Raw genomic sequence first — 12,544 nt, 5'->3', positions numbered from 1 at the left:
TTCACCCGTTGCACATGCTGATGTTGCGCTTATCTGCTAACCCTATGAGCAATGGAGCTTCGTTGGCAGTAAAGCCCGGCAGCACACCTGTATGGTACGCGTACCATACAGATGTGCTGGCCTGCACTTTTGGCTCACGTACAGAGAAAACCTGTCGTGAATTACTGGCACTGCTCATGCCCTTTAACATCGGAACGGTGATCACTGATGACTGAGGCAGCTATGGCCGGGTGATACCGAAGGGAAAACATCTGAGCGGCAAAATCTTGAGCGCAATAATCTGACGCTCCGTACCCGTATTAAACGTCTGGTTCGCAAAACGCTCTGTTTTTCACGTTCTGTTGAGCTTCGCGAAAAAGTCATCGGAGCGTTTTATTGAAAAATACATATTCTACTAATTGGAGGTATCACCATATCTTCCGGGCACGCTACCGCACTGGCCTAACAACGTCCAGTACGGTAGGTGCTCTAGGTAAGTTCGCCAGAAGGATTCTGGCACTTCGTCTCTCTTAACATAGTCGGTACTTATTTCTATGTTTTTTATTTTAATGGCTTAGTGCTGGTATATCAATTGGTAACACTCAAAGACAGGAACAACCATTCTACGACAGCCACAACTGTGGGCCTTCCTTTGAGGGCATTGATTTAATGCATCATGAGAAAGTAACCGTTCAACGATGATGCCTTTAGTAAGTTGGATTAGATGTATAATACGAGCTTTTGATGTTCTTTATGGCCAGCGTTAACATTCATTGTCCCTGTTGTCAGTCTGCTCAGGTATGTCAACGACCAGTATGGTAGGCGCACCGGGTAATTTCACAGAAATCAACTAAATTCTCCCTCTCTTGAGTACCTTGGCCGGAACTCCACCAAGCACCGCATTTGAGGGAAACACCTGACGTGTGACAATCGACCCGAAGGAAACTATGCAGTTGTCGGGCACGACGGCGTCCTTGAGACACGTCACGCGCTGACCAAACCAAACGTGGTTTCCCACCCTGATGCCAGACTTAGGCTCATTCAAAGGCTTCTTCGTTTCCAGACTATAAATGGTATGCCCGTCACTCGGGCGGAACAGGAGTTGTGAAGAGCCCAGAAAATCGTCTCCAATCCGAATATTCACGCCTGGTTCAGGTTTACACACCAAGTCCGCGCTGCGAACGTCGAAGTTCCGGCCAATGTGCACTTCGTTTTGGTTCAAGGTCAGAATCTTGAGCGACACCCAAACGGTTACATTGCCGAAGATCACAACTCGGCAAGACTTACAGGGCTAACATTGAAGTTAGCATTGCAGAATTTAAATTTATGATGATGCTGGAAAAGCACAAGTCATATAACACGTTTAGAGAATTTAATCAAAAATACCCCCCCATAATAAAAGACCTGAACCCCACAGCAATATGAAACAGGCTATTGGTAAACGAGGTCGACCTACGGATACACTGATATTTCAGATGGAGTTGAGCCAGTCGATCGAACTGGGAGATAACGAAAAAAAATACTCACCAAAGACAAACAATTCAAGATCTGTTATATAAGGCACTGGAAAATGCCCTGCAAAGCGCGTTAATCGCCAAAATCCAACTGACGAAATTTGATGCTAAGTTTTTATATGATATGCAAAGTAAATATCATCTTAATGCTTCTTTTCATGGCTGACAGATAAACAGCAAGCAAAACTCGAAAAAAACGTTGAGAAAATACCGTGAGTTTTAAAGAAATAAAAAAATCCCCACCAGTGGTGGGGAATGAGAAAAAATATGCGGAGATCATCTTAATTTGGATTTTTTCCTGCTCGTCCATCCCTGCAGCAAACGCAGGATGCACATAAAATGATGTTTATAAAAAACAAATATTGTTTCCTTCATAATAAACTCGCTACTGCCCAAGTTAAAATCTTCGCTGGTACGCGCCAATTCCTGTTAATTAAGCCCCCCCTTAGCGCCGTCTGGCTGGCTGCCATGTGAACGTTTCCTCGGCGGTACGATACTTTCTTGTCCGTTGCGCTTTTGCGTTTCTTGCTTGCCGCTCTGCAAAAATCATACATAGGCTTTACAGTCAGCCAATCCTGCAGTAAGTGATACATCGGTATTCAGACTGAAAGTGAAATATCCACTCCTGTTCATCCTTCAATATCAATGGTCGGACTGGATGCCGGCGTGGCTAAACTTGCCACACTGTCAGATAGCACAGTCTTTGAGACTGTAAACACTTTTCAGAAAAACCAGAAAAAGCTGGCGAGACTTCAGCGACAGTTAAGCCGCAAGGTCAAATTCAGCAACAACTGGCAGAAGCAGAAACGCAAAATACAGTGTCTGCATTCCCGTATCGCAAATATCCGCAGGGACTACCTTCACAAAGTCACAACGACAATCAGCAAAAAACACGCAATGATAGCCATTGAGGATTTGAAGGTCAGCGACATGTCAAAGTCAGCAGCAGGTACGGTCAGTCAACTATATAAGTCTATCTAAAGGAACATAATATAACTGAGCAAATCTTTTTTTATAATCACCTAAAGCATACATGATAACCAATGATTTTGATTTGCTATCAATTGCTAAACCTTCAGGTTCCCAATGTTTTTCTTTTCCACTTTTAATAGCATCTTGTTTTCCTATTGTTACATTATTAAACTTTCTTATAAGCTTTCCAGTTAAGGTGTAAATATAAAGCCTTTTGCTTTCTCTGTTTTTACCTCCGCTCAACAAGTATATATATTTGTTGTCGGCAGTAATAGCTTGTAATACATAACCATCCTTGGTTAACCCTTCATCAATAAACCATTCTAAGTTCTCTTCCGATGAAATATCTATTGAATTTCTGAAATCTACTTTTTCTGTATCGTAAACCCTTAATAGCTCCCGTGTCTTTAACTTACTCCGCACTATTAAATATTTAGCATCTAAGGTTAAGGTAGGCATTGTACTTAGATGTGGTTTATAAGGGGCATCAAATACTTTTGTAAATTTCATATCGTGAGGGAAAGCCTGATGGTTGTATTTAAAGTGAGTTACAAACCATCCTCTTGAAGTAAATGCTTCACCGGTTGAAGATACTAAATACCCACTATTACAATCATAAGTCAACCCCTGGTGACCAATAAAATCTGTTGGTTTCTGAAAGGAATGAGCTGTAATCTGATTGGATTTCTCATCAATAAAAAAAACATTTACAACACCTTTTTCTGGCTTCCCTGACATATGTAGCGTATATAAGTTTCTTCTTTTATTGTCAATGACTACCCCCTGAACAACATTATTTCTACCTGAACCCAATCGATACAATTTTATTTTTTTTAACACATAGCTATCATCAATTAAAATATCATTATTTGATGTGGCATTTGTGTTTACAATGCCTTCCCCAAACAAAAAAAACAAAAACAAAAACACATAGTGAATCTTAAATATTTTGATCATGGCTCCACCCTATCTAATGACAATAGTATCCAGTAAACTCATTTTTGTTGTCGACATAACACCTCAAAGTTCAATCGCGATCGCATACTAGTTGCCCATCCCAGCAATTGATGGGGTTTTGATGGTTTGTTTGCACCACAAATAAAATAATAAGTATTTCTCAAATGGTCTAATGTTAAACACACAATGTCGCTACATTAGTGTGCAACATGACATTGTCAAAGAATTAATCATAATGCCAGCATTGCTTTCTCACGAGATCTATATAACGCCAAACCAATGAACAGTATTATTAATGTGGGTATTGTCAGATAGTTCATGCTTACTCCGTCACTGATATGGCCGGGCATGTCGGCCTCACGGTTTAATTTCACTATATGCACTAATGAGTTCCAGAGAATATAACCCCAATATTGTTTTGGGATTGCATTCAAGGGGAACATGACACAAGAAGTGAAATAGAGTGGTTTGATTAGTATCGGTAGAACCTTTTGCATTTCTGGAAAGGCTCTACCTACAACCATGAAAATTAAGCCAACGCCACATAACAGAATGATTAACAAACGCCAACTGAGCACTAGTTGTAATAGATTTGTTATTTCGAAATATTCGCCTGTCATCTAGACAATGAATATAAGTAGAATATAAACAGCAGTATAAATTAAAGTCTCAAGCAAGGCATGTGCGATGATCGTATCGATGGATTTGCTGGCCAATAATCAAACAACTCCTGATTCGTTTGCCTTTATTTTTACTTTTCACATAAGGTTAATTAATCATTCTGAAGAATGACGTCTGCAACTCGAACCGATGCATTCCCATGCATCGATAGCCCCTTCATTTTCTATAAATAAATTTACAAGAACATTGAACTTGTTTTCATAAAAATTGGTAATAGAAACACAAAGTTCCTCTACATTCGACGAAAATGGGAAGGGCGTTGAGTCAATTGGAAAATACAGTTCCCGTTGACTAAGATATGAATCGACGTCGGCTACATAAATAAACCCAGGCCGTCTTAGAAGCAAAATGTCGTAAATCCAACTTGAATAATCAGCAATCCCTGCAAAAGAAGTAACCATTAGCTCTTGAATATCTGGATAGCTCCCAGCATCAATAACTTTAGAAAAATTCTAATAGTTAAATCGATTAGATAAATGAAAATGAGCATTGAAAACTAGCGTTAACACCGTCATCAGAACTTTAAAAAACTCTCGCCAGAGCGAATAACGTCTTCACCCGTTGCACATGCTGATGTGGCCTTATCTGCGAACCCTATGAGCAATGGAGCTTCGTTGGCAGTAAAGCCCGGTAGCGCAGGCTCTGGTACGCGTACCATACAGGCGTGCTGGCCTGCAAAACACTCTGTTTTTCACGTTCTAGTGAGCTTCACGAAAAAGTCATAGGAGCGTTTTATTGAAAAATACATGTTCTACTAATTGGAGGCGTCACCATATCTTCCGGGCACGCTACCGTACCGGCCTAACAACGACCAGCACCGGGTAATTTCACAGAAATCAACTAATTCTCCCCCTCCTTCTTGAGCACCTTGCACAGAACTCCACCAAGCACCACATTCTAAATAACTGCTCGAAATAGTAGCTCACTCAGGGGGAACTCTGTCCGGTTTATGTGATCTGATCAATCGCTGAATATCCAAAATCACCAGCCGGACTGAGCAATGCCAATTATAGCACCAATCTCTAGAACCGAACGACGCCTGATGCAGAAAACTATCCATAAAACAAAGGACAAAAACCACGCCCGGCGGCTCACCGCCATGCTGATGCTACATCGTGGTGACACCGTCTGCCATGTTGCCAGAACGCTCTACTGTGCCCACTTATCGATTGGTCGCTGGATTAACTAGTTTCCTCAGGAGTTCCGAATCTGAACCGTCTGGTCTGTTTCCTCCGGCTCCACAAAAATAATGTCCATCATTTTTAATGGACACTATCGTATGGAATACTGAACCTGGATCACTGAAGCTTTACGTCTTCACTTTGAAGAACATTTACCACGGATTGTGGCCGGACGTCGCCTGGGCGTACCAAAATCAACAGTTTGTGGTATGTTCGTGCGCTTCCGCAAAGCTGGCCTTTTATGGCCTCTGCCCGCAGGTATGTTGGAGCGAGAACTTGATGCCCGTCTTTACGGGAGTGCCTCGTACCTGTCGTACTTACTGAAAACTCCGTTATGTCCGAAGTCCCGGTGGTAAAAAAACGTCCCCGGCGGCCTTAATGCCAGTCAGTTAAGGATCAGTTGACCGATCCTGTGGCTGTGTAAGAATCCGGAAACGCTCACTCGTTTCCGGATTTTTTTATGCATATTGGACAGGCCCTTGATCTGGTATCCCGTTACGATTCTCTGCGTAACCCACTGACTTCTCTGGGGGATTACCTCGACCCCGAACTCATCTCTCGTTGCCTTGCCGAATCAGGTACTGTAACGCTACGCAAGCGCCGTCTTCCCCTCGAAATGATGGTCTGGTGTATTGTTGGCATGGCGCTTGAGCGTAAAGAACCTCTTCACCAGATTGTGAATCGCCTGGACATCATGCTACCGGGCAATCGCCCCTTCGTTGCCCCCAGTGCCGTTATTCAGGCCCGCCAGCGCCTGGGAAGTGAGGCTGTCCGCCGCGTGTTCACGAAAACAGCGCAGCTCTGGCATAACGCCACGCCGCATCCGCACTGGTGCGGCCTGACTCTGCTGGCCATCGATGGTGTGTTCTGGCGCACACCGGATACACCAGAGAACGATGCAGCCTTCCCCCGCCAGACACATGCCGGGAACCCGGCGCTCTACCCGCAGGTCAAAATGGTCTGCCAGATGGAACTGACCAGCCATCTGATGACGGCTGCAGCCTTCGGCACGATGAAGAACAGCGAAAATGAGCTTGCTGAGCAACTTATAGAACAAATCGGCGATAACACCCTGACGTTAATGGATAAAGGTTATTACTCACTGGGACTGTTAAATGCCTGAAGCCAGGCGGGAGAACACCGCCACTAGATGATCCCTCTCAGAAAGGGAGCGCAATATGAAGAGAGCAGAAAACTGGGTAAAGGCGATCATCTGGTGAAGCTGAAAACCAGCCCGCAGGCACGAAAAAAGTGGCCGGGACTGGGAAATGAGGTGACAGCCCGCCTACTGACCGTGACGCGCAAAGGAAAAGTCTGCCGATGACGGACGCCATGCGCTTCCCCGGAGGAGAAATGGCGGAACATCTGAAAGGTTACTGGCCGAATCAACTGAGTTTCTCAGAATCATGCGGAATGGTGATGAGAATGCTGATGACATTACAGGGCGCTTCACCGGGACGTATACCGGAGCTGATGCGCGATCTTGCAAGTATGGGACAACTTGTGAAATTACCGACAAGAAGGGAAAGGGCCTTCCCGAGAGTGGTAAAGGAGAGGCCCTGGAAATACCCCACAGCCCCGAAAAAGAGCCAGTCAGTTGCTTAACTGACTGGCATTACCCCGGCGGCCTAATTTTCCTTATGAGTTTAAAATCGCCTTAGTGGAACAGTCACTGCAGCCCGGAGCCTGTGTGGCGCAGATCGCCCGTGAAAACGGAATCAACGATAACCTGCTCTTCAACTGGCGCCATCAATACCGGAAAGGTGGCCTGCTGCCTTCCGGAAAGAATATGCCTGCACTGCTTCCCGTGACGTTAACGCCGGAGCCGGATAATAAAATCCCGGCTCCGGCACAGGAACCAGAGCAGATAAATACACCGTCTGACAGTCTGTGCTGTGAGCTAGTTCTGCCGGCCGGAACTCTCAGGCTGAAAGGTGAACTAACACCGGCGTTATTACAGACACTTATCCGCGAAATGAAAGAGAGCAGCCACTAATGATATCTCTCCCTGCCGGTTCGCGTATCTGGCTGGTTGCCGGTATCACCGACATGCGAAATGGCTTTAACGGCCAGGCCTCAAAAGTTCAGAACGTCCTGAAGGATGACCCGTTCTCTGGACACCTGTTTATCTTCCGCGGACGCCGGGGTGACCAGATAAAAGTGCTGTGGGCTGACAGTGACGGACTGTGCCTCTTCACCAAACGCCTGGAGCGGAGCCGCTTCGTCTGGCCGGTCACCCGCGATGGAAAGGTTCACCTTACTCCGGCTCAGTTGTCCATGCTTCTTGAGGGCATCAACTGGAAGCACCCGAAACGAACGGAACGCGCTGGAATCCGTATATAACCCGTTGTAAAGTGAGGATATGGACACCTCACTTGCTCATGAGAATGCCCGCCTGCGGGCACTGTTGCAGACGCAACAGGACACCATCCGCCAGATGCCCGAATACAACTGCCTGCTCTCACAGCGGGTGGCGGCTTATGCTTCTGAAATCAACCGGCTGAAGGCGCTGGTTGCAAAACTGCAGCGCATGCAGTTCGGTAAAAGCTCAGAAAAACTTCGCGCAAAAACCGAACGACAGATACAGGAAGCACAGGAGCGAATCAGCGCACTTCAGGAAGAAATGGCGGAAACGCTGGGTGAGCAGTATGATCCGGTACTGCCATCCGCCCTGCGCCAGTCTTCAGCCCGTAAACCGTTACCGGCCTCACTTCCCCGTGAAACCCGGGTTATCCGGCCGGAAGAGGAATGCTGTCCTGCCTGTGGTGGCGAACTCAGTTCTCTGGGATGTGATGTGTCAGAACAACTGGAGCTTATCAGCAGCGCCTTTAAGGTTATCGAAACACAACGTCCGAAACTGGCCTGTTGCCGGTGCGACCATATCGTGCAGGCTCCGGTGCCTTCAAAACCCATTGCACGCAGTTATGCCGGAGCGGGGCTTCTGGCCCATGTTGTCGCTGGAAAATATGCAGACCATCTGCCGTTATACCGCCAGTCAGAAATATATCGTCGTCAGGGAGTGGAGCTGAGCCGTGCCACACTGGGGCGCTGGACAGGTGCTGTTGCTGAACGGCTGGAGCCGTTGTATGACGTCCTACGCCAGTATGTGCTGATGCCCGGTAAAGTCCATGCCGATGATATCCCCGTTCCGGTCCAGGAGGCGGGCAGTGGTAAAACAAGGACTGCCCGGCTGTGGGCCTACGTCCGTGATGACCGTAATGCTGGTTCACAGATGCCCCCGGCGGTCTGGTTCGCGTACTCACCGGACCGGAAAGGTATTCATCCACAAAATCATCTGGCTGGTTACAGCGGTGTGCTTCAGGCCGATGCTTACGGTGGTTACCGGGTGTTATACGAATCCGGCAGAATAACGGAAGCCTTGCAGCGTATCGGTGAACTGTATGTCATGAGGCAGAAGTCCGGGGATGTTCAGCAGAACAGCGTCTGGCGACAAGAAAAGCCAGAGCTGCGCCACTGATGCAGTCACTGTATGACTGGATACAGACTCAGATGAAAACACTGTCGCGTCACTCGGATACGGCAAAAGCGTTCGCATACCTGCTGAAACAGTGGGAGGCCCTGAACGTGTACTGCAGTAATGGCTGGGTGGAAATCGACAACAACATTGCAGAGAACGCCTTACGGGGAGTGGCCGTAGGCCGGAAAAACTGGCTCTTCGCGGGTTCCGACAGCGGTGGCGAACATGCGGCGGTGTTGTACTCGCTGATCGGCACATGCCGTCTGAACAATGTAGAGCCAGAAAAATGGCTGCGTTACGTTATTGAGCATATCCAGGACTGGCCGGCAAACCGGGTACGCGATCTGTTGCCCTGGAAAGTTGATCTGACCTCTAAGTAAATATCAATACGGTTCTGGCTAGCCGCTTACGTGCTGACTGAAAGCAAACCCGAAGGAAATTATATAGCTGTCGGGCACGACAACGTCCAGAAGCGTAATACGCAGCCTAACAGGGTGGGGGGCCGTCACGACATATCGCTCTCAGGCCCCACCAGAAACTCGGAGGCAAACTTGCGTCGGTATCTGAACGTATTCAATTTCGACCAATTAACACCAGTCTTGAGCACCTTGGCCGGAACTCCACCAAGCACCGCATTTGAGGGAAACACCTGACGTGTGACAATCGACCCGAAGGAAACTATGCAGTTGTCGGGCACGACGGCGTCCTTGAGACACGTCACGCGCTGACCAAACCAAACGTGGTTTCCCACCCTGATGCCAGACTTAGGCTCATTCAAGGGCTTCTTCGTTTCCAGACTATAAATGGTATGCCCGTCACTCGGGCGGAACAGGAGCTGTGAAGAGCCCAGAAAATCGTCTCCAATCCGAATATTCACGCCTGGTTCAGGTTTACACACCAAGTCCGCGCTGCGAACGTCGAAGTTCCGGCCAATGTGCACTTCGTTTTGGTTCAAGGTCAGAATCTTGAGCGACACCCAAACGGTTGCATTGCCGAGGATCACAACTCGGCAATTCTTGCCCACGACGATCGAAGTCTTTTGGAACGCATGGGGACGATGGATCTCGAGCTCCGATGTTTCATCGGCGAACTCCACGGTAAGACCGGGGATGTCTTCAGGATTAGCGTTCGGGATAAGATTTCCAGCTTCGTCGTAATACTTAAATGAGAAGTTTCTACTAACACTAACGGTACACTGGTCTGGTCTGGTCTGGTCTGGTCTGGTCTGGTCTGGTCTGGTCTGGTCTGGTCTGGCAGCATAAAACTATCCTCTCTCAGGAAAATAAATACGTTCATGAAAGTGACCGGCATTATCTTTTAATTGGAAAAAAATGAAAAGCCAAAATTGGTGATGCCTCCAATGAGTTGGATTAGATGTATAATACGAGCTTTGTGTAAGTTCACAGAGATATTGCAATTACCTCCGGATAAGTAAGGGGAGATTGCACTATGCAAATGCAGCATCTGATGGTTGGCTATCCTAAGTACTACCAAACGGCCGATTATGCGTTGAGGCTTTCAGTGATGGCAGATATAGCAACAATGAGAATGAAGGCTCTGCACTTCTGGGATAAACACGGTATTTCTGCGGCTTCTGAAGCCTTTGGCGTGTCCTGCCGCACGCTTTACTGGTAGCGTCAGTTACTGAACAAGGAAGGACCTGAGGGGCTAATCCCGCACAGTAAGGCACCTCTAGTGCGGCGAAAAAAGCACTGGCATCCCGATGTGCTGAAAGAGATTCGACGCCTCAGGACAGAGCTGCCAAACCTCGGTAAAGAGCAGATTTTTGTTCGCCTGAAGCCCTGGTGCGAACAGCGCTATCTGGCCTGTCCTAGTGTTTCCACCATTGGCAGAATGATCGCTGCCGCACATGATAAAATGCGGATGATACCTGTGCGTCTGGGATCACGGGGGAAGGCACTGCTTGTCAAAAAGCGGTCTGCCCCCCCCCGCAGGCCAAAGCACTACCGCCCGGTAAAGACAGGTGAGCTCATTGGGATGGACGCCATTGAGCTCAGAATGGGCGAACTGCGTCGCTATGTCATCACCATGATCGACGAATGCAGCAATTACGCGCTGGCGCTGGCTGTGCCGTCGCTCAACAGTGATATCGTCAATCATTTCTTCAGCCGCGCAGCCCGGCTGTTCCCGGTCGGTATCAGCTAGATAATCACAGATAACGGAAAAGAGTTCCTGGGAAACTTCGACAAAACGCTGCAGGAAGCCGCTATCAAACACCTCTGGACCTATCCCTACACGCCAAAAATGAACGCTATCTGTGAACGTTTTAACCGGACGTTAAGAGAGCAGTTTATTGAATTTAATGAGATTTTACTCTTTGAAGATCTGGCGCTATTTAATCAGAAGCTGGCGGAATATCTGGTGCTGTATAACAGCAAAAGGCCCCATAAGGCGCTCACGCTAATGACACCCGTGGAATATATTTTAAAATTGCAATATGTGGTGGACCCATACACTATTCTAACGACTTTCGTATCTGCAACAATCCTTTTATCGCACGGCTAATTCCTTTGATTAGCTCTTATCGCCTGAAAATAAATTTTTAACCTTTCCGTTTGATTTAAATTCCAGAAATGGAGACTTTGTCATGTCTTACAATCGACAGCCTGTCGCAGAAGATCCTATGCAGATATGGGGCGCTGTTGGTACCCTTCTTACCCTACTGCTATTCGTCATATGGTTATTCTTGCCGGAAGTGGTTTATGCCAGCTGCCTAATACTTCATACCTTATGGGGATTGGTCGACTGGGGACCATTTCATAACTATGCAGCACCACGATACAACCTGCTTGCCATGACCGGTAACAACGCCGCCAACATAAGCTATAGCCAGTAGGTTAACGTCATGGAGCAGACCATAGGTATTCTGTGGATGTACCTCTTATCTGTGACACTCTGGTGTTTGTAGGAATGGTATCAACATCCGGGACAAAGCCATTTCACCCGCAGACCAGTAGATATTACCCGACTGCCACACATCTTTGAAATCGTCCTGATTGATAAACAGGAGCATAACGCTGACCAGATACTTACAGCTATTGATTCCTGCCTGCGCCTTGAATACCTGATGGAACGCCGCTTCAGCAGAACGCCTTTGTTCCGTGCAATAATCGCCAGCGTAGTGCTGTTCGTAATGGCAACGATTGCCTTCTCTCTGTTCCGCTATCTTGATCGTGTATTCTGGGATGATACAACGCCTGAAGCAGTACAGACGGCAGGTGAGCCACGACTGCTTCCCCCGCACCTGAATCACACCGTGCCATTAAATGAAGGCATTCAACTCCCGGTTCCCCCGAAAAAAAACGTCCAAGTACCGGAGAAAACAATCACAAGCAAAAATCCGGAAGCCGCAACTGCCCGACATAATCTGGCTACTGTTCTGAAGCGGAACGCCGATCGGGGAATGTTTACCATCAACCTGTCATCCGGTCATGAACGAACCCTGTACGCATTTCTCGATCCTGCCTGTCCTAACTGCAGACTTCTGGAGCCAGCCTTAAAACGCCTGGCCAGCGACTTCAATGTCGTTATCTACCCGGTTTCAGTTATTGGTGGAGAGGAATCTACCGACCGTGTGGCACCACTGCTGTGTGAAAAAGATGCTCAGAAACGTGCTGCCGGCTGGCACCGACTGTATTCCGCAGATAACAGAATGATGACGCCATCAGAAGAAACAACGCCTGCAGATGAAACATGCCTGAAAGCAGCCAGAGCTGCGATTGATGTTAACAATGTCGCCTTCCGTAAGTTCGGATTTGCCG

Annotated in this window: 5 protein-coding genes and 12 pseudogenes; 13 read left to right on the top strand and 4 right to left on the bottom strand. The window is 47.3% G+C overall.

The window, feature by feature from the left end; genetic code table 11:
• The 3 genes and pseudogenes from ACJHX3_RS23910 to ACJHX3_RS23900 form a co-directional block, all read left to right on the top strand.
• Positions 1-398: pseudogene (locus tag ACJHX3_RS23910) on the top strand (IS1 family transposase); the annotation flags it as partial.
• A gap of 325 nt (positions 399-723) precedes the next feature.
• A complete protein-coding gene (locus tag ACJHX3_RS23905; RefSeq protein ID WP_071604207.1) occupies positions 724-801 on the top strand; it encodes an IS1 family transposase in 78 nt (25 codons plus the stop codon).
• Positions 802-2,054: 1,253 nt separating this feature from the next.
• Positions 2,055-2,456: pseudogene (locus tag ACJHX3_RS23900) on the top strand (RNA-guided endonuclease InsQ/TnpB family protein); the annotation flags it as partial.
• Here ACJHX3_RS23900 and ACJHX3_RS23895 read toward each other — a convergent pair.
• The 3 genes and pseudogenes from ACJHX3_RS23895 to ACJHX3_RS23885 all read right to left on the bottom strand — a co-directional run bounded on the left by ACJHX3_RS23895 (position 2,457) and on the right by ACJHX3_RS23885 (position 4,540).
• A complete protein-coding gene (locus ACJHX3_RS23895; RefSeq protein WP_000590348.1) occupies positions 2,457-3,422 on the bottom strand; it encodes a hypothetical protein in 966 nt (321 codons plus the stop codon). It lies immediately after the preceding pseudogene.
• Positions 3,423-3,652: 230 nt separating this feature from the next.
• Positions 3,653-4,164, bottom strand: a pseudogene (locus ACJHX3_RS23890) (ABC transporter permease); the annotation flags it as partial.
• A gap of 34 nt (positions 4,165-4,198) precedes the next feature.
• Positions 4,199-4,540, bottom strand: a complete 342-nt coding sequence (locus ACJHX3_RS23885) for a CDP-glycerol glycerophosphotransferase family protein (RefSeq protein ID WP_354665300.1) — start codon at positions 4,538-4,540, stop codon at positions 4,199-4,201.
• Between the two features lie 52 nt (positions 4,541-4,592).
• On the opposite strand from ACJHX3_RS23885, the pseudogene ACJHX3_RS23880 reads away from it, so the two are divergent.
• The 7 genes and pseudogenes from ACJHX3_RS23880 to tnpC all read left to right on the top strand — a co-directional run.
• Positions 4,593-4,861: pseudogene (locus ACJHX3_RS23880) on the top strand (IS1 family transposase); the annotation flags it as partial.
• A 242-nt stretch (positions 4,862-5,103) separates the two neighbouring features.
• Positions 5,104-5,289, top strand: a pseudogene (locus ACJHX3_RS23875) (IS630 family transposase); the annotation flags it as partial.
• Between the two features lie 111 nt (positions 5,290-5,400).
• Positions 5,401-5,660 (top strand): annotated as a pseudogene (locus ACJHX3_RS23870) (IS66 family insertion sequence element accessory protein TnpB); the annotation flags it as partial.
• Positions 5,661-5,744: 84 nt separating this feature from the next.
• Positions 5,745-6,889 (top strand): annotated as a pseudogene (locus ACJHX3_RS23865) (IS4 family transposase).
• Between the two features lie 13 nt (positions 6,890-6,902).
• A pseudogene (gene tnpA, locus ACJHX3_RS23860) lies at positions 6,903-7,280 on the top strand (IS66-like element accessory protein TnpA); the annotation flags it as partial.
• Complete coding sequence (gene tnpB / locus ACJHX3_RS23855; protein WP_000624638.1) at positions 7,280-7,627, top strand: IS66 family insertion sequence element accessory protein TnpB; 348 nt, start codon at positions 7,280-7,282, stop codon at positions 7,625-7,627. The pseudogene tnpA and the gene tnpB, both read left to right, overlap by 1 nt.
• Positions 7,628-7,646: 19 nt before the next feature.
• A pseudogene (gene tnpC / locus ACJHX3_RS23850) lies at positions 7,647-9,142 on the top strand (IS66 family transposase).
• A gap of 125 nt (positions 9,143-9,267) precedes the next feature.
• On the opposite strand, the gene ACJHX3_RS23845 reads toward tnpC, so the two are convergent.
• Entirely contained in the window at positions 9,268-9,858 is a 591-nt protein-coding gene (locus tag ACJHX3_RS23845; protein WP_206310327.1) for a hypothetical protein, read from the bottom strand.
• Between the two features lie 353 nt (positions 9,859-10,211).
• On the opposite strand from ACJHX3_RS23845, the pseudogene ACJHX3_RS23840 reads away from it, so the two are divergent.
• The 3 pseudogenes from ACJHX3_RS23840 to trbB all read left to right on the top strand — a co-directional run.
• A pseudogene (locus ACJHX3_RS23840) lies at positions 10,212-11,247 on the top strand (integrase core domain-containing protein).
• Between the two features lie 123 nt (positions 11,248-11,370).
• Positions 11,371-11,766: pseudogene (gene trbA, locus ACJHX3_RS23835) on the top strand (IncI1-type conjugal transfer protein TrbA); the annotation flags it as partial.
• Positions 11,767-12,544: pseudogene (gene trbB, locus ACJHX3_RS23830) on the top strand (IncI1-type conjugal transfer protein TrbB); the annotation flags it as partial.

It is taken from the genome of Escherichia sp. WS1265, from assembly GCF_046487585.1.
Classification (GTDB): domain Bacteria; phylum Pseudomonadota; class Gammaproteobacteria; order Enterobacterales; family Enterobacteriaceae; genus Escherichia; species Escherichia coli.
Note: the sequence above shows the minus strand (reverse complement) of the source record. Positions and strands in the feature narration are given on the sequence as shown.